Source organism: Streptomyces daliensis, assembly GCF_054782395.1.
In genome coordinates, this window is sequence record NZ_BAAGSO010000060.1 from 1 (window position 1) to 22,615 (window position 22,615).

Sequence of the window (22,615 nt, forward strand, 5' to 3'; positions counted from 1 at the left end):
CGCTACTACGACCCCGAAACCGCCCGCTACCTCACCCCCGACCCCCTCGGCCTCACCCCCGCCCCCAACCACCACACCTACGCCCGCAACCCGTACTACGAGATCGACCCCCTCGGTCTCGAAGGCTGTTCCCCGCTGAAGTCCCTGCACCCGGACAGCTCGCTCGACAAGAGTTCGCTGGACTTCTGGCACAAGCAGGACACGGAGGACATCCTGTTCTCCCTGCGGCCCGGCGCGGACGAGTCGCTGAAGGTGAAGCCGGATGGGACCATCATGAACGGCAACACGAGGATCGCCGTGCTGCGCTCACGCGGCTATGACGTCGACTCCCTCCCGCGCGATCCCTATGGCGGCAAACCGATGAGCGACGAGGACTTCTGGGACATGGAGCAATGAACATTCGGCAGCAGGTCGAGGCGGTACTGACGTCGGAGAAGCGGGAGGTGTTCCTGCGCACCCTCGGGCACCGGCTCGGGATCTCGGCCCGGGAGATCTTCGCCCGTGACGAGGACGAGCGCGGCGGGCTGCTCCAGGCCCGCGCCTGCAACGAGATGATGATCGCCATCTGGTCGCAGCTCGCGGTGGCGCGCGAGGTGGGCGCTGAGGGATATCCCGACGCCGAGTTCCTGCCCGTCCTCCTGTCCAAGGCCGACATGGGCGAGGCACGCGGGTATCTGCGGAGTGCGTTGGAGAGCGCACTGGACGCCACCACCTGACCACAACCACAGCCACAGCCACAACCACAGCGCAGGCACGCAGAGGCCCCGACGCCCGGGGAATCCGCCCAGTGCCGTCGGGGCCTCACGCGCGGCGTACCGCGCCGGATCTACATGTGGTGCGTGCTACTTGATGGCCTTGATCAGCTCACCGTCGGGAGTGTCACCGCTCAGCTCCCAGAGGAAGGAGCCGCCCAGCTTGTTCTGCGTGACCCAGTCGCTCTTGATGCCGATGGTCTCCGGGGTGTCGTAGCTCCACCACTCGTCACCGCAGTGTGCGTACGCGGTGTCACCGACCTTGCCGGTGGCCGGGCAGCGGTCCTTGAGCACCTCGTAGTCCTCGATGCCCTGCTCGTACGTGCCGGGCGCCGGGCCCGTCGCCTTGCCGCCGGGCTCCGACTGCGTCACACCGGTCCAGCCGCGGCCGTAGAAGCCGAACCCGAGCAGCAGCTTGTCGATGGGGACACCCATCAGCGCCAGCTTGGCGATGGCCGTCGAACCGTCGAACGCCTCCTTGGGTATCCCCTCGTACTCGCGGAGCGGCGAGTGCGGGGCGGTGGGGCCCTGTGCGTCGAAGGCACCGAAGTAGTCGTACGTCATCGGCAGGTACCAGTCGACGTACTCCGAGGCGGCCTTGTAGTCCGTGGCCTCCATCTTCCCGTCCTTGGAACCGTCACCGGTGACCGCCGCGGTCACCAGCTTGTCCTCGAACTTGGCGCGCAGTGCCTTCATCAGGTTCGCGAAGGCGTCCTTGCCGCTGTCGTCGCAGCTCAGGCCGCAGGCGTTGGGGTACTCCCAGTCGATGTCGATGCCGTCGAAGAGACCGGCCCAGCGGGAGTCGTTGAGGAGGCTGGCGCAGGAGTCGGCGAACGCCTCCGGGTTCTTGGCCGCCTCAGTGAAGCCCTTGGACCACGACCAGCCGCCGAAGGACCACAGCACCTTCAGATCGGGGTGCTTCTCCTTGAGCTTGAGGAGCTGGTTGAAGTTGCCGCGCAGCGGCTGGTCCCAGGTGTCGGCCTTGCCGTCGACGCTCTGTTCGGCGGTGTAGGCCTTCTCGTAGTCGGCGTAGGAGTCGCCCACCGCGCACTTGCCGTCCTTGACGTTGCCGAAGGCGTAGTTGATGTGGGTGAGTTTGTCAGCCGAGCCCGAGGTCTCGATGTCCTTGACGTGGTAATTGCGCTGGTAGGCACTCCAGTTGGTGAAGTATCCGACGGTCTTCTTCCCGTCCGCCGGGGTGTCCGCCGCCGCTGTCGCCGACTGGCGGTCGCTGGTCGACCCGTTGGCCGTGAGGAGCGTCGTGATCAGGGCTGCCACGCACAGCACGCCCAGGAAGGTGATGAGTCCGCCGCGCGGAACGCGGGGGCGTCCTGTGCTGGCGGCGGAGAAGAGTTGTCTGTCCGATCGGAGCATGGCCACCTCGTGTGTGGGGTGAGGAGGTAGAGGGACGTGGGGACGCGCGGACGTCCTGCCCCCGCGGACATCCGCCACCCGGGGAGAGCGACGGACCGGTTCGGCCCGCCAGTGGTGCCACCCCGTCCCCGTACGTGTAACGCACACCACTACGGTCGCGGTCGGCGACCGGTTCACCTCCGGCTGTGTTGACTCCTGCCCGCTCGTGTTCGCCCGCGCGGGGTGGGCCGTCGCCTGCCTCCCCGGCCCCCTCGGCCCCCACTTCGCCGGCCCCGCCCGTCAGTTGGAGACCGGTGTGTTGGCGCGGAGCAGCGCGGCGCCGAGGGGGGTGAGGGTGTGCAGGACGGATGCGCCGTGCCGGTGGCTGGTGATCAGGCCCGTGTTCCGCAGCGCTGTGGTGTGCTGGCTCGCGGAGGAGGCGGAGACACCGATGGCGCGGGCGAGTTCGCCGGTGGTGGCACCGGAGGCGACGGCCCGCAGCACACCGGCGCGGGTGCGACCGAGCAGCGTCGTCAGCGGCGCGCCGTGGTCCAGGTGCTGGGGCAGCGCGCCGCGCTGGGGCTCGTGGCTGAGGGGGTAGATCAGGACGGGGTCCAGGGTGGTGTCGCCGAAGGTCACGGGGGTGGCCCAGCAGAAGTACGACGGGATCAGGAGCAGGCCGCGGCCGTTCAGATACAGGTCGCGGTCCCGGGGATAGGCGGTGTGCAGTACGGGGCGCTCCCACCGCACCCCGGGGCCCAGGTTCTGGAGCAGCCCTTCGATCCCGTGCCCGAGCACGGTGCGGGCGCGCGCCGTGCGTTCGGCTTCGACGCGTGCCTGGACGTGGTCGCTCCACGGCGCGACGGCCGTCTCGTAGTACGCCCTCATCGCCTGCACCAGTTCCTTCCGCAGACCCGGCTCGGCCAGGCGCGGCGCCCAGGCGGGGGCACCGCTGGTACGGGCGAGGAGGCCCACCTCGTCCAGGACCCTGCGGCGCGGGGTGGCCAGGACGGCTTCCAGGCCCGCGTCGAGTCCGTGTGCGCCCTCGGGTGGGGTGAGGAAGTCGGGGAAGTAGACGGCGCGCGGGACCAAGGGCAACAGCACCGTGCCCAGGGTGCGGGTGAGGCGCGCGTCGTGCACCCGCGTACGGGCGGAGCGGTACCAGTCCGCGTAGGCCCAGCGGCCGCGGCGGGACTGGAAGCGGTGCAGGCTCGTGCAGATCTCCCACAGCGGGTCGGGCCCGGCCGCGACGCGGGTCCTGGCCAGGTCGGCATCGGTGAAGTGGATACGGAGCATGCGGATCCCCCTGGTGTCCCGGGCTTTTCGGGCAGCGCGAAAAACCCTGGCTGGCCATGATCGCGTCAGCGGTGCTCCGTGAGCACCGCGGAAGGGGGCCGCGAACGGTGAAGTGCGACGACCGGCACTGCCCGCACCGTTTGGTCAAGACGGCAACGGGCCTCGCACAGTCCTCACACGGCACACAAGCTTATCGGCATGACCATGACCTTGCTCCCTCTCCGAACCTCTCCGAACCTCTCCGACGCCTCTCCGAACCTCTCCGTCCCTCCCCGGTTGGCGCGTGGCCGTCGCGAGGTGGGTCAGGAGGCGACGAAACGGGCGATCCCGCACCAGCCGCACCGGCCCTGTTCAGCCGGAGTGCCGGCCGGACCCCCACTGCTTGCGCGCGAACGCGGCCGGTCCGGTCACCAGCGTGTCGGGAGGAACGTCCTTCGTGACGACGGCCCCGGCGCCGACGACGGCACCGCGTCCGATCGTGACACCGGGGAGCACCGTGACCGCCGCGCCGAGCCACGCACCGGCCCCGACCGTGATGGGCGCCAGGGTGATGAATTCGCTTCGCTCGGACGCCATGACGGGGTGGTCGGAGGAGATGAGGCTGGTCTTCGGGCTGATCAGGACTCCGTCGCCCAGGCGGATGCCGCCCTGGTCCATGAACGTGCAGCCCTGGTTGACGAAGACGTGCTCGCCGAAGTCGATGCCGAGCCCGTGGTGTGTGTAGAAGGGCGGGTAGACGGTGACGGAGTCGGGGACCGGCCTGCCGACGATCTCGGACAGCAGGGCCGCGCGGGCGGCCTTGTCGTCGAAGGGCAGGACGTTGAGCCGGGACGTGAGCGTGTTCACGTACTCGATCCGCTCGGCCACCCGCGCGAACTCGGGGGTGCGGACATAGAGACGGTCTTGATCAGGCGTGTCTGGCGTGTCAGGCATATCAGGTGTGTCAGGCATGGGGGTTCCTCGCGATGGGGCGCTCGGGCGGGCCGTGGCGGCCGCTGGACCGCACCCGTCGAACACGACGGGTGGCCAACCAGAGGTTGACCGGACTCATCAAAGCGACCGCACCACACTGGAATCAAACAACGGCCACGACCGCCACGATCAACGTTTGGTTGTCCGCATAGGATGAGCCGCATGGATGTCATGGCCGTGCGCACCTTCGTCGCCGTCGTGGACACGGGACAGTTCCAGGAAGCGGCTGCCGGTCTGTCGATCACGCCGCAGGCCGTGTCCAAGCGCGTCGCCGCGCTGGAGAGGGAACTCGGTGTCCAGCTCTTCACCCGTGACGCGCGCGGCGCGCGGCTCACCATCGACGGGCAGGCGTTCCTGCCCCACGCCCGCACCCTCCTCCACTCCGCCGAGCGCGCCCTCGCGTCCGTGCGGCCGGGCCATCGGGCACTGCGCGTCGACGTGATCGGCCGCCAGCTCTCCCTGGCGGGGCTGCTGCGCGGCTTCCATCGCGCCCACCCCGAGATCGAGCTGGACGTCGTGACGCTGTACGACTCCGGTACGGCCGTCGCCGCCGTCCGGGACGGGACGATCGACGCGACGTTCCGCGCCGTGACCATGCCGGGCAGACGGCTCCCCGACGGCGTGGCAGCCACCCCCGTCTTCGACGAACCGCTGCACCTGTTCACCGGGCCACGGCACGAGTTCGCGAACGCGCCCGCGCTCACTCCCGCCCAGCTCGCCGGGCGGCGGATCTGGATGCCGGGCAACCTGCCCGGCACCGAGTGGGCGGCCTACTACGACGAACTCGCCGCCGCCTTCGGCCTCGTCATCGACCCGGTCGGCCCGGACTTCGGCATCGAGCCCCTGCTCGACACCATCGCCGGTTCCACGACACTGGCCACCTTCGTCAGCGAACAGACACCGCTGGTGTGGCCCGTCGGCCACGACCTGCGGCGCATCCCCCTCAGCGACCCGACCCCGCTCTACCCCCACTCACTGATCTGGCGCACCCACAACCCGCACCCCTCCCTGACCGCCCTGCGCCGCCACCTCACCGCCGCGTACCCCGGCCGCCCCGGCAGCGGCACCTGGGTACCGGAGTGGACCCTGCCCGCGTAGGGGCCGCTCAGCGCGCGGCGCTGCCGGTTCCTGCCGGACCCCCGGCTTCCGTCAGGCCCCCGGCTCCTGGCGGGCGCGCTCCTGGTGGCGGCGGGCCTTCAAGCGGTTGCCGCAGGTCTTCATCGAGCACCAGCGGGCGGTGTTGGCGCGGCTGCGGTCCAGGAGGAAGAGGCGGCACTCGTCGTTGCCGCAGGGGCGCAGCCGGCCGGGCCTGCGTTCCTGGACGTCGTACCAGGCGAGTACCAGCTCCACGGCGAGCATCCGCTCGGGCGGCCCGCACAGCCGCCACCGCAGTTCCGAAGCGACGGCCTCGGGGACCCGGTGGGCGCCGGTGAGGATCCGCTGGAGATCCGCCTCGGGGACGGGGCCGTGCGTGGCGGTTTGCAGCGCGCCCCTGGCCGTCCGCAGCCAGTCGAGCGCCGGTGCGCCGTCCGCGCCGCCGTGCTTCCGTGCCCACCGCCGCAGCGCGGCGTCGTCGGCCCACAGGTCCCGCGGTCGGCCGTCCACCACCGGGGTGCTGTTCAGCGCTTCGAGCAGCGCCTGCTCGTCGATCACGTCCACCCATCTCCCCGTCTAACCGTCTTGTTCGACTTGACAGGTTACCTCGGGTCGGGCCCAATGGAGACACGGGTAACCGCCAAAGATGATTGAGAGGGTTAGTCATGGCCGAGGTCTGCCACCGGTACGCCACCGTGCGGGGACACCGCGTCTTCTACCGCGAGGCCGGTCCCCGCGACGCGCCGACGCTGCTGCTCCTGCACGGCTTCCCCACCAGTTCGCGCATGTTCCGCCGCCTGATCCCGAGGCTCGCCGACTCGTACCGCGTCATCGCCCCCGACCACCTCGGCTTCGGCCACTCCGACACCCCGCCCGCCGACACGTTCCCGTACACGTTCGACGCCCTCACCGACATCACCGAGGCGCTCCTGGCCGAACTCGGCATCGACCGCTACGCCATATACGTGCAGGACTACGGCGCCCCCATCGGATGGCGGCTCGCGCTGCGCACCCCGGAGGCGGTCACCGCCGTGATCACCCAGAACGGCAACGCCTACGAGGACGGCTTCGTCCCGGAGTTCTGGGCACCCGTGTGGGCCTACGCCCAGGATCCGGGGCCCGGGACGGAGCCGGGGGTACGTGCCGCTCTCGGCCTGGACGCCATCCGCTGGCAGTACCTGCACGGGGTGGACAGCGCCGAACTGGTCGACCCCGACACCTGGACGCTCGACCACCGCGACATCAGCCGCCCCGGCAACGACCTCGCACAGCTCGCCCTCTTCCGCGACTACGCCACCAACCCGCCCCTGTACCCGAAGGTGCACACGTACTTCCGGCAGAGCCGCGTCCCGCTCCTGGCCGTGTGGGGAGCCGAGGACCTCATCTTCGGCCCCGACGGTGCGCGCGCCTTCGCGCGGGACCTGCCGGACGCCGAGATCCATCTGGTGCCCGGAGGCGGCCACTTCCTGCTCGAAAGCCACCTGGAGACGGCGGCCGGCCATATCCGCGACTTCCTGCCCCGCGCACTGGCGACGCTGGCGGCACCCCGGGCATGAAGCCCGTCACAGGGCGGACCAGTGCCTCTACGGTGGCGTCGGACCGCCGCTTTGCCAGGATGCGCCCGGTTCCCGCCCGCAGCCTGCTGGGTGGTCAGCCCAGTGTGGGGCGTGTGCGGCGTGCGGTGTGTGCGGGCCGTCCGACTGTGGCGTACCAGACCAGGACCGCACATATGAAGGCCGTCGCCGCGGAGACCAGCGACCTTGTGAGGGTGTCGTCCCGAGCACCGGAAACGAGGGCGATGCCCAGTGCCAGCGTCAGAGTGATGACGGGCAGCGCACGGGGGCTCCGCGTGGCGCCTGACGTGGCGGCCGACGGCAGCAGCCAGGTGGCGAGACCGTAACAGGCACAGGCCAACAGCGTGGCTCCCAGCACTTCGCTGGGCCGGTGGCCGCCCATCGTCGCGCTGGCGGCGGCGATGCAAGCGAGCCACAGCACACCGGCCGTGGCCACGTAGGGGCGGATGCGGGGGGAGACCACGAGGACGGCGGCGAGAGTCAGCGCGGCGGGGATGACCGTGTGCCCGCTGGGGAAACCCTGATCAAGGAGATTCTCGGGCGCGCCCGCCAGATCGGGGCGGGGCATGGCCGATTTGAACACCTCCTTGCCCCCGGTCGCGAGAATGACGACCCCGAACGCCGCGCACCCCTGCCGCCAGCACCGCCGCACCAGGGTGAGGACCACGATGACGGCCAGGCCGGCCAGCACGGTGGGCTTGGCGCTCAACTCCATCGGCGGCAGGGGCGTCGAGCCGTAGGTCGCTCCTGACAGGGGGTAGATCCACGCTTCTTCGCTGCCCTGTTCACCGAGACCGAACAGGGCGTTCTCAGCTCGTTGCCCCCACGGGGTGCAGACGGCGAGCAGATAGACCGTCAGAAACCCCAGGGCGTACAGCAGGGCCGGCATCCACGGCCGTGTCGTACGCGACGGGCTGTGGGCCTCGGGGGCCTCGGGGTCCTGCCCTGAGACTCCCGGACGGTGCGTGGGCAGGGGCGGAGAACCGTGCTGAGTCATCGCTCTGTTTCTTCCGTTGTGTGTGGGGGGAGTTCGGGCACGCACGTCCTGCGGCACGCTCACGGGGGGTCCTCTTAGGCGAGTGCCTGCCCCCGTCGGTGCTGGGCGGTGATCGCCAGGACCGGGAGGGGGGCGATCAGGAGGACGAGGACGACCAGGTCAGGCAGGGACTGCATGAACCCCTGCGGCTGGATCACAATCGCCTGTATGCGGATGAACGCGACCGCCGCGACGGGGATCAGCCACCGGTAGTCCCCGGTGGAGGTCGTCGCCACCCACGCGGCGATCAGCGCGGCGACTTCGAGGGCGAACAGTCCGCGCTGGAAGGTGGGACTGACGGAGATGATGTGCAGGCCCCCGGCCACGTACATGGCGAACACGACGGGGATCAGCCAGCGGTACGAGCGGCGCCGCAGCCGGCTGGGACGGCAGGCCGTCAGCACGGCGCACGCGACGCACAGTGTCCCCGCGAGCACCAGGTCACGGGCCGTTATCGGGGCGCCAAGACCGTAGTAGCTCAGACCCGCCTTGCCCTCGTCGCCGAAGAGGGTGCGGCCGTGGGACGTGGCGCCGGCCCAGATCATGGCTGCCGCGGCCGGCAGCGCGATCCACGGTCTGCCACGCAGCAGAGCGATCAAGCAGCCCAGCGGGAGCAGCCCGTAGGGCAGCAGCCGTATCCGCGTGGGACCTTCGGCCCACGGGTACCAGCCGGAGAAGTGGAAGGCGATGGCGTGCTGTCCGGGGTCGATGCGCAGTGCCCAGTGCCACACGTCCTGCAGGTACGGAACCAGCGCCAGCGCGGCGAGGGCCAGAGCGGCCAGATGGATGCCGTCCAGCCACCACGCCCGTGCCGTGTCGTCGACGACGGCACGGGCGCGGGCCTGCACACCGGCACGCGCCAAAGCGGCAACCTCCCGCGGCGGGGGCCAGGAGCGGCCGGGATACGCCTCGGCCAGGCAGGCCAGCAACTCCTCTCCATGCCGGGAGCGGTGGGACTCGGGATAGGCCGCAAGCAGCAGACGGTTCATGCCGGGGCCGCTCCGGCATCCCGTGAGCGTCCGATGACGACGGCCGCCGCCTGCTGCATCCGCAGGGCCTCCCGGCTGAGCGTCGCGGTGCCGTCCTCGGTGAGCTTGTAGTAGCGCCGCGCCCGCCCGTCCACGATCTCCTCATGGTCGGCGGCCACCAGTCCGGTCCGCTCCATCCGCTCCAGCGCGCCGTAGAGGGTGCCGACAGCGATCCGGAGCCGCCCGTCGGTGGCCTGCTCGGCGGCCTTGATGATGCCGTAACCGTGCAACGGCCCGTCCATGAGCGCGGCAAGGATGAAGTATTGAGGTTCCGTCAAGGACGGCTTCTGTCTTGTCACGCGTCGACTATATATCGAGCTACGAAATATATCTATCAACTCTGGGCCGTCACCGGCGGCGCTTCCACGCCCGGCGGGTCCGGGCGTCACCCTTCGTCGGGCTCGTCGCGTTCAGGGCCCGACGCGGGGTGCTGGGCGCCGTCACGTCGAGGGGAGGGACCGCGCTCCGAACCCGTACGCGACTGCCGGGCCCGATTCCGTTCCCGTTCCTGTTCGCGCTGCTCCTGGCGCTCCTTCTCGCGCATGCTCAGCCGGTGCAGCTCCTCGTGCCATGCCCTGGCTTTCGCCGTCAGTTCCGGTTCCGCGTCCTCGTCGTCGTCCTCCGGCAGCTCTCCGCGCTCGCGCAGCTGCTGGTCGTGGATGTGCACGGGCGGGTAGGGGTCCGGATCCGACGGGCGGGGGCCCTCCGGGCCGTCCGGGCCGATCCGTACGAACCGCTCCACGCGCACGACCCGCAGGTGCCGTCCGGCGAACCGGAAGTCCGAGGGGCGCTCCTCGTCCAGCCGGTCCGCGGCCTCCCGGTACACGGCGCGCTGGGTCTCGTCCAGGTTCTCCATCACCGGATCGAGGACGCGCAGGGAGTAGGCGAGCCCGTCGCGCGCGTCCTGTGGAGTGGACGAATGGCTCATCCGGGGCCGCCAGCGGCTGCCCTCCTCCTCGGCGAAGCAGTACGTGGTGGGCAGCAGTGCCCCGCCGGGGTGGCTGTGGCGGGCGGCCTCCGCGTCGCGCTGTGCTTCCGGATCGGCGTCGGCCAGGTGGCCGAGGCGCAGCAGATCCACCTTGAGGAGGCCCTCGGCCATCCCCGTCGGCAAGATGGGGTCGATGACGAACCCCTCGGTCGGGTCGGGCAGCTTCCGCGCCTCGCCCGGCTCCGCCGGATCCGGGTCGGAGCGGCGAGGGGGCTCGGGGCCGTCCGGGCCGGAGCGGATGACCTGCTCGGCGCGCACGACGCGGTAGCGGACGCCGCGCACGGTCATCTCGTCCACCGTCTCCCAGTCGGGCCGTTCCCCCGCGCGCTGGAGTTCCTCGCGCGCTGCCTCGTCGCCCGCCTCCTCGGCCTGGTGGGCGAGACGGCGCAGATGGGAGCCGAGCGTCTCGCGGGCCTGCTGCGGGTAGGCGTTGGAGAAGTATCCGTGCAGGCTCCAGCCGCCCGCCTCCCGCTCGTGCGCCACTCCGAACACCGGGCCGAGGCCCATGAAGTGCGGGTAGCGCTCCCGGGCCAGGTGCGCCTCCTCCTCGGCGAGTGCCGCCTCGGGATCCTCGGACGCGGCCACGCGAATCGTGCGGTAGGCGGGGACGTTCTCCTCTGGCGAGTGCATGCTCTCAGTGTGCGCCCGATGACCGTACGCATGCAGGGAGTTGCGGAGGAAGGTGCCCGGACGATGGCGCGTGCGCATGCGCGTGTGATCCTCCCCCGGGTACCGGTGCCGGGAGCGGTGGCCTTCACCGGGGCTGACGGGCGTTGCCGCGCATGACGCCTGCCCGCAACCCCTGCTCGATGTCCTCCAGCGTGCGCCCGCGCGTCTCCGGCACGCGCCGCAGGACGAAGACCCAGCACAGCCCGTTCATGGCGGCGTAGCACAGCAGCGTCGGGGTCAGCCCGAAGACCTGGACGGAGGTCAGGGCCGTGACCGCGATCAGCAGGTCGAAGCCCCACAGAGTCGCCGTCGCGGTGCTCGTCGCCGGGCCGCGCACGGCGAGCGGCAGGACCTCGGGGGCGATCAGCCACACCACCGCCTGCATGCTCGCGCCGTTGAAGAAGATGTACGCGAAGAGGGCGCCCACCACTGTCCAGCGCTGCACGGCCGATCCTCCGCCGGAGAGGAACGCCACGCCCATGACGGCCATCGCGGCGCCGGAGGCGGGCAGGAGCCACAGCAGCAGACGGCGGCGGCCGACCCTGTCCACGCTGACCGCGCCCGTCACGCCCGCCAGGACGAGCATGAGGCCGATCCCGACTCCGGCGAGCAGTGCGACGGAGTCCCCGAACCCCGCCTCGGAGAGCAGTGTGGGCGCGTAGTAGACCATGGCGTTGATGCCGGTGAGCTGGGAGAACGCGGCGATGCCCAGGGCGACGAGGAGAGCGGGCCGCACCCAGGGCGAGCGCAGGGCACGCAGCGTGGCGCGCAGGCCGCGCGGTGCGCGGTCGCCCTCCCGGCAGAGCGAGGTGATCTCCTCGACCTCGGCGGCCACGTCGTGCTCGGGCCCGCGGAGCCGGGACAGCTCCCGCTCCGCCACCCCGTGCCGGCCCCGCTCCACCAGCCACCGGGGGCTCTCGGGCAGCGGGAGCATTCCGGCCATGAGGACGAGCGCCGGCAGCGCGGCGAGACCGAACATCCAGCGCCAGCCGCCCGGTCCCGCGAGGGCGTAGCCGACGAGATAGGAGAGCAACTGCCCCAGCGCGACCATGAGCTGGAAGAGGACGATGAGGCGGCCACGTAGGGCGGGCGGCACGGTCTCCGCTATGTAGACGGGGACGGTGTTGGAGGCACCGCCGACGGCGAGGCCGAGCAGCAGCCGCGCGGCCACCAGCGCGGACATGGAGTCGGCGGCGGCCGAGGCGAGCGAGCCGCCCGCGAAGACGACGGCCACCGCGACGATCACAGGGCGTCGCCCGTGGCGTGCGCTGAGCACGCCGGAGACCGGGGCGCCGATCATCGCGCCCACGAGGATGGCGCTGACGACGATCTCCCGCTCCCGGGTGGTCAGTTCGAGGTCCTTGGCCAGGTCGAGCAGGGCGCTGGAGATGATGCCGGTGTCGTAGCCGAAGAGGAGCCCGCCGAGCGCGGAGATCCCGGCTACGGCGTAGAGAAGCGCGGGCTGCCGGGAGCGCCCGGGGCGCGGGACGACGGCATTGTCGGCCGGTGCTGGCAGGTTCACGGGGGGTCCTTCGGTGCCGGGGCGGGGGAGGGGGACGGGGAGAGACGGGGCGGAGAGGTGGCCCGGCGGCGGGTGCCGGGCAGGCGGGCAGACGGACAGGCGGGCGTCAGGCGTCGCCCATGACCAGGCCCTCGATGGTGTGCTGCTGCTCGACCGGCTCCAGCACGTCGACCACGCGGCATCGCAGATGACGCCGCAGCCGCTCGGGCAGGGCCTCCCACCGGCGCCGGGAGACGGCCATGTCGTGCTGCCCGTCGTTACCCGCTCCGGGTGCGTCGGCGCCCAGGATCAGCACCGGCCTGGGGTGCGGGGAGTGGTTGGTGGTGCCCCGGTGGACGGTCAGCGCCGAGCGCGCTGAGACGTCGCCGCGCCGCGGGTACTTGCGCACCGCGCGCTCCGCGTAGCGGGGGTAGTCCTCGCGCGGCGGGAACATCTCGTGCTGGAAGCCGTCGCCGTGCTCCCACTGGGTCCCGGGGGCGACCTCGAAGGGGCCCATGTCCTCGGCGGTGTCCACCGCCGTGAGGTTGAAGGCGAGCGAGGTGAGCCGGTGCCGGTGGCGGGTCTCCTCGGGGGAGGGGAAGTCGCGGTGCCAGGGCTGGTTGACCGCACCCTCCAGCGGGACGTCGAAGCCCAGCTCCACGAACTGGTAGTCCGGGCCGAGAACGGCCTCGCAGACAGAACGGATCCACGGGTGTTCCGTCAGCTCCTCGAAGCCGCGGAGCTGCTCGGGGTGGATCTCGACGTAGTAGCGGTTCGGACCCCGGCCGACGGCGCCACCGGGACGGGCCAGCGCTTCTTTGAACGCCGTGTCGATGTCCTCCCGCATGGTGTCGGCGAACGCGGTGGTGAAGGCTCCCTTCCGGGCGGTGATGCCCTCCGTGTAGAGCTCGCGGACCGCCGTGCCGACCTCGACGGGCGTGGGGTCCGGGGACGCGGATGCAGCCATGGCCGTTCGTGCTCCTCTTCGGATCTTCGCTTCTGCGCTGCTTCGCTTCTGCGCTTCTGCGTGGCGGGGATTGCTCCAGGACAGTTTTTCCACGTGGATTGCAACGTGGCAATAGTGTGGGCCGGTCTTTCTGGGAAGCGGCTCGGGGCGTGGGAGGATCGGACGGCGGGTCCGGAGGACCGGCTCCGGCGCCGTGTGCGGGGAGGAACGGGGAGGAAATGGGGCCTTCAAGGTGGCAGCGAAGCTGAAGGACGTGGCGGAACGCGCGGGCGTCTCCCCGCGCACGGTCTCCAACGTGGTCAACAACTCCGCACCGGTGGCCCCGGCCACTCGGGAGCGCGTCCTGGCCGCGGTGCGGGAACTGGGCTACCAGCCCAACCTCGCCGCACGCCAGCTCCGCCAGGGCCGCACCGGCCTGATCGGACTGGCCATCCCGGAGATCGGCTCGCCGTACTTCGCCGAGCTGGCCGGACTGGTCGCCGACGCCGCACAGGAACGTGGCTGGACTCTGCTCATCGACCAGACACAGGGCCGCGCCGACCGGGAGCGTCAACTGCTGTGCGGGGAGGGCGGCCACGCCCTGGACGGGCTCATCATCTGCCCCTGGATGCTCAGTCCGCAGGACGTGGCGGCCACGGCGGGCGCCACCCCCGTGGTCACCCTGGGGGAGCAGGACGCTCAGGGCGCCCTGGACCACGTCGCCATCGACAACATCGCGGCGGCCCGCGAGATCACGGCGCATCTGCTGGCGCGCGGTGCCCGCAGGCTCGCCGCCATCGGGGTCCAGCCCCAACTGCACAACAAGACGGCCGAGTTGCGCCTGTCCGGCTTCCGCGCCGCGCTCGACGAGGCCGGCGCCGCTCACCACCCGGAGCGCGAGCTGGCAGTGGCCTCCCTCCACCGGGAGGAGGGATACCGGGCCATGCGGCAACTGCTCCAGGCCCCGCAGGTGCCCGACGCGGTGTTCTGCTTCACCGACGAACTGGCGCTCGGCGCGGTCCGCGCCATCCGGCAGGCCGGGCTACGCGTCCCCGAGGACATCGCCGTGGCCGGATTCGACGACATCGAGGACGGCCGCTACGCCACCCCCAGCCTCACCACGATCTCCCCGGACAAGAGCCACATCGCCACCAGCGCCCTGCAACTGCTCGCCGACCGCATCTACGGACGCCTGGCCCACGCCCCCGCCCGGCACGTCACGGCGCCGTACACGCTGATCACGCGCGAGTCCACCGGCGCGGCGTGAGCGCACCGCCGGGCGTCGGGCCACGGGCGCCGGGGCCGGGTGCGGTGGGTCCGCCCCGGGGACACGGCACCGTCACTTCCGGCGCGACCCTGCCGGGTCCTTGGTGATCGCGAGAACACACAGGGCGCCGAGGGCGCCCAGCAGGAAGACCAGGACGAGCGCGATGTGCTGACTGCCGGACGCCAGCCACCCGGCGAGCAGTACCAGCCAGACGAGGAGGCCGCCCGCGTCGTCGCTCAGTTCGAGGCGGACGACGTAGCGGAAGCCGAGCCGCTGCGCGTGCCCGTAGTAGATGCCGCCCCAGGCGATCCGCTGGTAACTGGCCGCAGCCCGTGAGCCCGCGGTGACCCCCGCGATGGCGACGGGGCCATCGGCGAACACCCTGGCCGCGTGGAAGGCACCGCACAGGAGTGTCCCTTCGAGGAGGACCCGGGAGGACCGCCCCCGGTCCAGACGGCCACCGGCGAGCATCACCACGAGGAACGACACCACGGCCGCCGCGCTGCTCAGTCCTCCCACCTCCGCGAAGCCCTGGTACACGACCGCCAGGTACAGCGGCCAGGCGGTCACGTTGATCGAGTTGTGGACGGCGAACCCCGCGCTCGCCGCCATGTCGCGGAGGGGCACGGCGTCCGGCCGCTCCGGGGCCTGCGGACCGCTCTCCGGCGTATGGGCCAACTGGGCGCGGTCGAGGCGCCAGACGGGCACCACGGCCAGCAGCGTCAGGGCGGCCGCAGCGCCCAGCAGCAGACCGTCCCCGCCGAGCACCGCCATGAGCGCCCCGGCCGCCGGGGCCAGGAGGTTCGTGACCCGCACCATGGTGTCCATCAGCACCAGGTCCTTGCCCCTGCGGTTCAGGTCGAGGGCCCTGGCGAGGTGGAGGTGCTGTGCGGTCCATACGCAGGTGTTCGCGCCCGCCAGCGCGAGTGCCGCCCCGAGAATCGCCGTCGGCGCGTGCGTCAGCGTGAAGACGCGCAGCAGTACCAGATGCAGGCCAGAGAACATGAACCCGGCGATCAGCGCGGGACGGGCGCCCCGCGACCGCACCCATCTCGCGACCGGCCAGTCGAGCAGCAGCCCGACGGAGTTGTAGAAGATGTAGAACAGGCAGACCTCGGCGAATCCGGCTCCGTTCTGGAGGAGCAGGAGGGGCACGAAGACGGTGACGAGGTTCATGGCGCTGTTCTGGAGCGCCAGCGCGATCGCGATTCCCAGCAGTCCTTGAGAAGGGGTCAACAGCCTTCTCACGGCTCCCACGTGATCCCTCTCTTCTTCTCTCCCTCTCTTCCTCATGCGGGCAGTTTCCGCGCACGCCTTCTGAACACGATCTGCCGGTACGCCACGAACCGGAAACAGGTGCCCAGAGCCACGCCGACGATGTTCTTGGCGATGTTGTCGGCCAGCGGCGAGGTGAAGCCGAGAACGTAGTGCGAGACGAAGACGCAGGCGTTCTCGATCACGAGTCCCAGACAGCTGACGAGCAGGAATGCGGCGGCTTCCCCGATGCGCCACCGTGCTCTCCGGCGGCGGAACGTGATGTGGCGGTGTCCCAGATAGGTCAGGAGCATGATGACGGAGGAGGACAGCAGACTCGCCCAGATGACACCGAGTCCCGTCCAGCGGGTCGCGTTGAAGATCGCCAGGTTTCCGAGATAGCCGAGCGCGCCGACGACGGTGTAGTCCCTCATCTCGGACCTCAGCCCGGGGACGGTCCGCTTCTCCGGCTCGACGCCCCGCACCTTTTCGCCCGTCACCGTCAGCGACGCGTACGCTTCTCCGCCGTGGTGCGGGCCGGCGCGGATGGCTGTTCCAGATACCCGGAATCCTCGGACTCGTCCCACAGATCGTGCTGATCGATGCCCAGCAGGTTCTCGACGCCGAGCAGGGCCGTGTGCATGGAGTGGTCCTGGTTGTTGTAGCGATGCAGGCCGTTGCGGCCCACGGTCTGCAGGTTCCGGCAGTTTCCTGCGAGCCAGTCCCGCACCACCTTGAGATTCTCGCGGTACGTCTCGTCGTAGACCGGGTAGGCGTTGCGCATTCTGACGACGTAGGTGTGGCTGATCTCCTTCTCCGAGGCCAGACCGAGCTGCACGATCTCCCGCGACGCCAGCGCGCCCAGCGACGCGTCGGAACTGTTCCACAGCTCGTCTCCCACGGTGACGAAGTATTCGAGCCCCAGACACGAGGTGCCGTCCCTGACCATGTCGGCCGACCACGCCTCGTAGTTCTGAATGCGTCCCACCTTCACGTCACGCGAATGGATGTAGATCCAGTTGTCGTCAAAGGACGGCTTCGCCTTCAGCACGATGGCGACGGTCAGGAAGTCGCGGTAGCGGAGACCGCGGGCCGCCGAGAGCACCCGGTCGTCGGGCGGTGGGTCGAGTGCGGCTATCAGCGCGGTGAGCGGGATGGTCGAGATCACGCTGGAGACGGCCTGGGTGACCGGCTCGCCGCCGGAATCGTAGAGAACGGAGGTGACCCTCCCGTTCTCGTGGTGAATCCGCGATACGGGCGCATCGAGAAGGACGCTTCCCCCCTTCTCCCGCACCATGCCCGCGACGTTCTCCCACATCATGCCGGGGCCCAGCCTCGGGTACTTGAAGGTCTTCGTCAGGGACTTGGCGGACGAACGTCTGATCTGGAGGGCGTCCAGGATGGCGTTCCCCAGCGACAGCGTTCCGATGCGCTGCGCCGCCCAGTCCGCGCCGATCGCGCTCCCGGGAATGCCCCAGACCTTCTCGGTGTAGGTCTTGAAGAAGATGTCGTACAGCCGTCGCCCGAATCTCGCCACCACCCAGTCTTCAAAGGACGCCGCCTCTCCCCGGCGGGACAGGCGGGCCTTGGTGTACGAGGCGATGCACCGGAGGGCCTCCCAGAAACCGAGGCCCCGCAGCGCGTTCATGGGAGCCAGCGGGTAGTCGAAGAAGCTGCCCTCGTAGAAGATGCGGCTCTTGCGCGTTCTGGTCAGGAATTCGCCGGGCGGCAGGAACTCCTCCCACAGGTCTTCTATCTGCGGCAGTCTGGTGTAGAAGCGATGCCCCCCGATGTCGAACCGCCACCCCTCGCGTTCGACCGTTCTGCTCAGCCCGCCCACTTCCCCGTCGGCTTCGAGCACCAGGGGCTTCTCGTCCATTTCGCATAACTTCCACGCCGCCGTCAGACCGGCGGGCCCCGCGCCCACCACGACGGCGCGTGCGATATCCGGTGCGTCCGTGGCGGCGGAGTCGGCCATGGCGTCGGACAACGGTGAAGAACTCATGAATCCTCCAGTGCACGGGACGGCCCGGGTACCTTGCGTGGACTCCGCGTCGCGCTATTTCTCCGACCGCACCTCGTCGCGCGTGGCGACGGGCACGGGAGAATCCGTCCTGTCCCGCGCGTGACCGGAACGGTGCCGCAGACAGACAGCGGCGAAGAGGGCGACGACAAGGCAGACGCCCACGTAGGTGACGATGCTCGTGGTGAACGCCTCGAACGCCGAGAGTTTCATGGCGTCGAAGGGCGGATCGGGCAGGAACCACATGTTGACCCGTGCCGCGATGACGGCTGTGGCCACACCCGCGCTGATCCAGAGGAAAGCACTGCGCCAGCGTGCCGCCACACCGCAGATGATGATCGTCACCGGTATCGTCCAGACCCAGTAATGGTGCCAGGAGACCGGCGAGAAGAGCACGGCGGCGAGCGCGATGACGGCGATGCCGATGTCCTCTTCGCCCAGCCGGCAGGCCATGACCGACGTGGCGATCACCAGGGCGGCGAGGGCGGCGGTGGAGACCACGAGCAGCGCACCGATGCCGTCGGAGTGGAAGGCCCGTTCCAGGGTGGCCCGCAGGGACTCGTTCGGCAGCCATCCCGCAGGGATGATGCGGTCGACGTCGAGCACGCGCTTCCAGTAGTACGTGGCGTAACCGGGCATGACGATCCACCCGGCGCCCATGGTGACGACGGCCGTCGCCAGGGACACACCCGCGGCCCGCCATCTGCGGGTGACCACGTAGTGCAGGACGAAAATGCCGGGGAACAGCTTGATGCCGATGGCCGCGCCCAGCAGGACGCCTTTGTAGCGGGCCGTATCGGGCGCCTTGAGGTCGAATACCACGAGCGCCATCAGGAGAAGGCTCAGATTGCCCCAGTGCAGATTGAGATCGACGGGGTAGTACAGCAGCAGAAGCGGAGTGGCGACCAGGGTGATGCGGAGCGGATAAGGGGCTCCGGTGGTCCGCAGGACGCGATAGACCACCCCCTGCATGGCCGCGATCCCCAGTGCGGTCCACAGATAGGAAGTCACCGCGACCGAGGCCAGCGTCAGCGGAACGAGCAGCAGCAGGGCGAAGGGCGGGTAGGTGAACGAGTTTCCCCACTCTTCGAAGGGATAGGGATTCGTTCCGCCGAGGAACTTGTCCACCGCTGCCCGGTAGATCTTGATGTCGACCCTGTGGTCGGCCGGTGCGATGTGCCAGTGTGCGTTGGTCAGTTCGTAGACCGCGCTCAGCAGGAGCGGATAGAGAAGCCAGATGCCGAGGGATCTGACCGGCTTTTTTTCTGAGGTCTGCGACATGCTGTGACTCCTCGCCGGGGACACACCAGCTACTGGCTGGAGATCAGATGCTCCGCATCCGTGTACGAGCCGGAGGCGACCAGTTCTCGGTACTCGGCCTCGACGTGCTGCGCGGGTTCGCGCTTTCGGCGGCTGCGGCGGTCCGGATCGCCTGTGAAATCCCGGGCCGGGCAGTAAGTGGCCATGAAGATGCGCCGGGGCAGCCCGCTGTCGTTCTTGCCTGAGGCGTGCACGAGACGACTGTGGAAGAAGAGCAGATCACCCGCTGCCCCATTGATCTCGACCAGATCCCGGGGATCGATGCAGCCCTCCTCTATGTCACCGCCACGGACGCAGGGAAAACTCTGTGCGTGGCTTCCTGGGAGAACGGAAAGCGCGCCCCGGCCGGAAGAGTCGTCGAGGAACACCGCGCAAGTGACGGCGGTGGGCGGATAGTTGTCCTCCGCCGTGTACCACCCGGCATCGGTGTGCATCACGAAGCCTTCGTCGTAATCGCGGGGGAACATGGCGGTCCTGATGTCCTCGCCGCCGGGAAGGAGCTGTTTGTACAGCAGCTTGTCATGGGCGAACCGGGGCTCGTCCCCCATGAGCCGGCGCAGCGGAGCGAGGACGCGGGCATCGCTCGTGCTGTGCAGGAACGGTGGCGACAGATCGATCACGGGTTGCATCATGCGCGCGAAGAGCCGGTCGTCGCGCCATACCGCCTCCAGCCGCCCGCCGGGTCTGCCGGTCGCCATCTGTACGTTGACGGCCAGGTTGATCAGCCGGTCGGCTTCGGCACGGAGAGCGGTCAGTTCGTGCTCCGGTATCCGGCCGGGAACCTGTAGATACCCGTCGCGCCGGAACCTGGATGACGCGTCGGATTCAGCCACTGCGAACTCCCACTGCGAACTCCCTGTGTGCTCAGCGAGGGCGTTGTGCGCTGTCGGCCGGAGGTTCACCGTTACGGCACGGAATCGACGCTGGCCGCGCCGTCGAGGACCGAAGTTATCCAGTTCACCAGCTCCATGCCCTCATCGCGGGCCGCGTTCTCCCATTGGGTCTTCCGGATCTCCGAAACCAGTATCTCGACGACGGCCTTGGAGGTGCGGGCATCCGGCTCCTCCGCGTACTTCCGGTACTTGCGCAGTTCCATCCTCAGCTTGTTTCTCGACCAGTTGCCCTGTTCCGCCTTCCGTAACCACAGATCCTGTTGCTCCGGGTCCGGGATTCCGGCCACTTCGAGGTGGTGCGCGAAGCTCAGAGTGTCACGCCGACGGGTCACCGGGAAACGGGAGGCGACCCAGGCGTAGTTGCGGAGCGTCTGGTAGTCGAGCTGTGTTTCCGCGATGGCCTGCCGGTACCGGTCGGGAAACATGTGCTTGCCGAAGACGATCCAGTCTCCGATCCACCACGAGGATGAGTCGGATATGAGAAAAAGCTGGCGTCCGACTCGCTGCCAGCTTTCCAGTGGTAAATCGGGCGGCAGCTCCAGAAAGGTTCTGCGCGCAGCCGCTTCCGGTCCAATTCTCAGCTTTTCCGGTGTGCGAACCCCGTTGGTGCGAAGGGTTGGGCCCGTGACCTTCCGCACTGGTTCTCCCGTCTCTCCGGCTGACGTACCTGCTGGAGCCTTTTGCTCAGCTCATGGTGGGGGGTGCAGTCTTGCTCAGCTTTATGGCGGGACAGGAATGAGACGTTACAAAGGTGACTGTGCACTGTCAACACCTGTCACTCCGTGATACTCCTGAGAGGGCAGGGCTCCCGTGTTTATTTCCCCGGGACAGGCGCTTGGCAGCGCACCACTCGCACGTCATCCATCACTGATTCACGGAGGTCACCATGCGTGTGCTCGGATTGAACGGATGGCCTGGACGGGGACACGACGCAAGCGCCTGTCTGGTCGAGGACGGCCGTCTGATAGCGCTTGCCGAAGAGGAGCGATTCACGCGCCGCAAGCATGCCTATGGAGCGGCGCCGGTGCACGCGGCGGCCTTCTGTCTGGACCGGGCGGGCATCACCCTCGACGATGTGGACGCCGTCGCCTTCGGCTGGGACGTGCCGCTCCTGTACCGCGACCGCGGCATCCCCTACCCCTTCACCGACCGCACGGCGCTGGAACTGTTGCTGCCCGCCCGGGAACTGCCCCGGCGGCGGGACCCGCAGCTCGTCTTCGTACCGCACCATGTGGCGCATGCCGCCAGCGTCTTTCATCTGAGCGGGGACAAGCGGGCGGCCATCCTCGTCGTCGACGGGCAGGGCGAGCGCGAAAGCACCAGCCTGGCCGTCGGAGAGCGGGGCAAGATATCCGTCATCGATTCGTTTCCCCCTGCATGGTCCCTCGGCTATTTCTATGACGCGGTCGGCCGCTATATCGGTCTGGGCCCGGACCAGGCCGGCAAGACGATGGGGCTGGCCGCCTACGGCAGGACCGGCGACGCCTCATTCGGATCGTTCGCCATGGAAAGTGACTTCGCGGTGGCGCATCTGCCCGCGGATCTGATGTCGCGCCGGAACATCGACGACAGCGAAGAGGTCATCGACGGCTGGCTGGCGCACCTGGAGCGGACGTGTCCACTGCCCCCGAACACGCTGCGGCGCCGCTGGGACTCCCGTACGGCCCGGTTCAGCAGCGTTCCCGACCGTGACCCCTTCGACTACGCGGACATCGCCGCGACAGCGCAGGCGGCGATCGAGCACCTCGTGTCCGGCTTCGTCGACAGCGTGGTGCGGCTCACGGGGGAGGAGACGCTTCATGTGGCGGGCGGTGTCGCCCTGAACGCCACGCTCAACGGGCGGCTGCTGCACCACCCGGCGCTGCGCCGCGTGTTCGTCCAGCCCCTGGCCGGGGACGCGGGAGTGGCCCTCGGCGCAGCACTGCACCTCTGCGCGGAGGCCGGACACCCCGGCGCGCCGATGGGCGCCCACCTCGCCTGGGGCCCGGAGTTCTCCCCCGGCGCCGTACGGGACGTCGTGACGGCCAGTGGACTGCGCTTCGACGAGCCGGGCGACCTGCCCTCCGCCGTCGCGGACCTCATCGCGGACGGCCGCACCGTCGGCTGGTTCCAGGGGAGGGCCGAGGCGGGCCCGCGGGCGCTCGGGCAGCGGAGCATCCTCGCGGACCCGGGCGCCCGCGAGACCCGGGACCGCCTCAACCTCCGGATCAAACGGCGCGAGTGGTGGCGGCCACTGGCACCCAGCGTGACGTCCGAGGAGGCACCGGAACATCTGGAAACCCCGGTCCCACTGCCCTACATGGTCACCACCGTCCCCCTGCGCCCCGAGGCCCGTGCGCGTTTCGAGGCCGTCGACCACGTCGACGGTACGACGCGCGCGCAAACCGTCGAGGCGGCCGAGCAGCCGCTCTACCACGAGCTGCTGCGCCGCGTGGGGGAGCGCAGCGGGGCTTCCCTCCTGCTCAACACGTCCTTCAACGGCAACGAGGAACCACTGGTCAACTCGCCGGCCGACGCGCTGAGCGCCTACGCGCGGCTCGGGCTGGACGCGCTCGCCATCGGCCCGTTCCTGCTGCGGAAGCGGTGAGGCGCGGACGGTGACGCACGAGCGGCGTCACTCGGGCGGTGACGCACGGGCGGCGTCACTC

22 protein-coding genes are annotated in these 22,615 nt (G+C 69.7%); 6 read left to right on the top strand and 16 right to left on the bottom strand.

Going from position 1 to position 22,615, the window contains the following annotated elements:
• Nucleotides 1-396, top strand: a 396-nt coding sequence (locus ACYVOO_RS13520) for an RHS repeat-associated core domain-containing protein (protein ID WP_461015913.1), incomplete at its 5' end; no start/stop codon positions are given.
• Nucleotides 393-716, top strand: coding sequence for a hypothetical protein (locus ACYVOO_RS13525; protein WP_461015914.1), 324 nt, complete (start codon nt 393-395; stop codon nt 714-716). The genes ACYVOO_RS13520 and ACYVOO_RS13525, both read left to right, overlap by 4 nt.
• A 126-nt stretch (nt 717-842) precedes the next feature.
• On the opposite strand, the gene ACYVOO_RS13530 is transcribed toward ACYVOO_RS13525, so the two are convergent.
• From ACYVOO_RS13530 to ACYVOO_RS13540, 3 genes are all read right to left on the bottom strand, one after another.
• On the bottom strand, nt 843-2,126 hold the full coding sequence (locus ACYVOO_RS13530; protein WP_461015915.1) for a glycoside hydrolase family 18 protein: 1,284 nt from the start codon (nt 2,124-2,126) through the stop codon (nt 843-845).
• Between the two features lie 279 nt (nt 2,127-2,405).
• Nucleotides 2,406-3,401, bottom strand: a complete 996-nt coding sequence (locus tag ACYVOO_RS13535; protein WP_461015916.1) for an ArsR/SmtB family transcription factor — start codon at nt 3,399-3,401, stop codon at nt 2,406-2,408.
• A gap of 351 nt (nt 3,402-3,752) precedes the next feature.
• Complete coding sequence (locus ACYVOO_RS13540) at nt 3,753-4,334, bottom strand: DapH/DapD/GlmU-related protein (protein ID WP_461015917.1); 582 nt, start codon at nt 4,332-4,334, stop codon at nt 3,753-3,755.
• A 201-nt stretch (nt 4,335-4,535) separates the two neighbouring features.
• On the opposite strand from ACYVOO_RS13540, the gene ACYVOO_RS13545 reads away from it, so the two are divergent.
• Entirely contained in the window at nt 4,536-5,471 is a 936-nt protein-coding gene (locus ACYVOO_RS13545; RefSeq protein WP_461015918.1) for a LysR family transcriptional regulator, read from the top strand.
• A 51-nt stretch (nt 5,472-5,522) separates the two neighbouring features.
• Here the strand turns inward: ACYVOO_RS13545 and ACYVOO_RS13550 are convergent, their stop codons facing one another.
• Nucleotides 5,523-6,026 (bottom strand): CGNR zinc finger domain-containing protein, encoded by a 504-nt coding sequence (locus tag ACYVOO_RS13550; protein WP_461015919.1) that lies wholly within the window; start codon nt 6,024-6,026, stop codon nt 5,523-5,525.
• Nucleotides 6,027-6,133: 107 nt separating this feature from the next.
• On the opposite strand from ACYVOO_RS13550, the gene ACYVOO_RS13555 reads away from it, so the two are divergent.
• Nucleotides 6,134-7,024, top strand: a complete 891-nt coding sequence (locus ACYVOO_RS13555; RefSeq protein ID WP_461015920.1) for an alpha/beta fold hydrolase — start codon at nt 6,134-6,136, stop codon at nt 7,022-7,024.
• A gap of 94 nt (nt 7,025-7,118) precedes the next feature.
• Here ACYVOO_RS13555 and ACYVOO_RS13560 read toward each other — a convergent pair whose 3' ends face one another.
• The 6 genes from ACYVOO_RS13560 to ACYVOO_RS13585 all read right to left on the bottom strand — a co-directional run bounded on the left by ACYVOO_RS13560 (nt 7,119) and on the right by ACYVOO_RS13585 (nt 13,231).
• Nucleotides 7,119-8,039: a phosphatase PAP2 family protein gene (locus tag ACYVOO_RS13560; protein ID WP_461015921.1), complete on the bottom strand. Its 921-nt coding sequence runs from the start codon at nt 8,037-8,039 to the stop codon at nt 7,119-7,121.
• A 74-nt stretch (nt 8,040-8,113) separates the two neighbouring features.
• Nucleotides 8,114-9,067 carry a hypothetical protein gene (locus ACYVOO_RS13565; RefSeq protein ID WP_461015922.1) on the bottom strand — a complete coding sequence of 318 codons (954 nt, stop codon included), beginning with the start codon at nt 9,065-9,067 and terminating at the stop codon, nt 8,114-8,116.
• A complete protein-coding gene (locus ACYVOO_RS13570; RefSeq protein ID WP_461015923.1) occupies nt 9,064-9,405 on the bottom strand; it encodes a PadR family transcriptional regulator in 342 nt (113 codons plus the stop codon). The genes ACYVOO_RS13565 and ACYVOO_RS13570 overlap by 4 nt, the downstream gene beginning before the upstream one ends.
• An 86-nt stretch (nt 9,406-9,491) precedes the next feature.
• A complete protein-coding gene (locus ACYVOO_RS13575) occupies nt 9,492-10,724 on the bottom strand; it encodes a DUF5954 family protein (RefSeq protein WP_461015924.1) in 1,233 nt (410 codons plus the stop codon).
• 124 nt (nt 10,725-10,848) lie between these two features.
• Nucleotides 10,849-12,285, bottom strand: a complete 1,437-nt coding sequence (locus ACYVOO_RS13580; RefSeq protein WP_461015925.1) for a sugar porter family MFS transporter — start codon at nt 12,283-12,285, stop codon at nt 10,849-10,851.
• A gap of 106 nt (nt 12,286-12,391) precedes the next feature.
• The gene (locus ACYVOO_RS13585; protein WP_461015926.1) at nt 12,392-13,231 is read right to left on the bottom strand and encodes a phytanoyl-CoA dioxygenase family protein; all 840 of its coding nucleotides are present in this window, start codon (nt 13,229-13,231) and stop codon (nt 12,392-12,394) included.
• 232 nt (nt 13,232-13,463) lie between these two features.
• On the opposite strand from ACYVOO_RS13585, the gene ACYVOO_RS13590 reads away from it, so the two are divergent.
• Nucleotides 13,464-14,477 (top strand): LacI family DNA-binding transcriptional regulator, encoded by a 1,014-nt coding sequence (locus ACYVOO_RS13590; RefSeq protein ID WP_461015927.1) that lies wholly within the window; start codon nt 13,464-13,466, stop codon nt 14,475-14,477.
• Nucleotides 14,478-14,549: 72 nt separating this feature from the next.
• Here ACYVOO_RS13590 and ACYVOO_RS13595 read toward each other — a convergent pair whose 3' ends face one another.
• From ACYVOO_RS13595 to ACYVOO_RS13620, 6 genes are all read right to left on the bottom strand, one after another.
• Entirely contained in the window at nt 14,550-15,713 is a 1,164-nt protein-coding gene (locus tag ACYVOO_RS13595) for an MFS transporter (RefSeq protein ID WP_461015928.1), read from the bottom strand.
• Nucleotides 15,714-15,766: 53 nt separating this feature from the next.
• Nucleotides 15,767-16,231 carry a GtrA family protein gene (locus ACYVOO_RS13600; RefSeq protein ID WP_461015929.1) on the bottom strand — a complete coding sequence of 155 codons (465 nt, stop codon included), beginning with the start codon at nt 16,229-16,231 and terminating at the stop codon, nt 15,767-15,769.
• Between the two features lie 2 nt (nt 16,232-16,233).
• Entirely contained in the window at nt 16,234-17,736 is a 1,503-nt protein-coding gene (locus tag ACYVOO_RS13605; protein ID WP_461015930.1) for an NAD(P)/FAD-dependent oxidoreductase, read from the bottom strand.
• Nucleotides 17,737-17,790: 54 nt separating this feature from the next.
• Nucleotides 17,791-19,035: a glycosyltransferase 87 family protein gene (locus ACYVOO_RS13610; protein WP_461015931.1), complete on the bottom strand. Its 1,245-nt coding sequence runs from the start codon at nt 19,033-19,035 to the stop codon at nt 17,791-17,793.
• 29 nt (nt 19,036-19,064) lie between these two features.
• Nucleotides 19,065-19,907, bottom strand: a complete 843-nt coding sequence (locus ACYVOO_RS13615) for a phytanoyl-CoA dioxygenase family protein (protein ID WP_461015932.1) — start codon at nt 19,905-19,907, stop codon at nt 19,065-19,067.
• A 71-nt stretch (nt 19,908-19,978) separates the two neighbouring features.
• Nucleotides 19,979-20,605 carry an LmbU family transcriptional regulator gene (locus ACYVOO_RS13620; RefSeq protein WP_461015933.1) on the bottom strand — a complete coding sequence of 209 codons (627 nt, stop codon included), beginning with the start codon at nt 20,603-20,605 and terminating at the stop codon, nt 19,979-19,981.
• A 248-nt stretch (nt 20,606-20,853) separates the two neighbouring features.
• Between ACYVOO_RS13620 and ACYVOO_RS13625 the strand changes: the two genes are divergently transcribed.
• Complete coding sequence (locus ACYVOO_RS13625; RefSeq protein WP_461015934.1) at nt 20,854-22,554, top strand: carbamoyltransferase family protein; 1,701 nt, start codon at nt 20,854-20,856, stop codon at nt 22,552-22,554.
• The last annotated feature ends 61 nt before the right edge of the window (nt 22,555-22,615 follow it).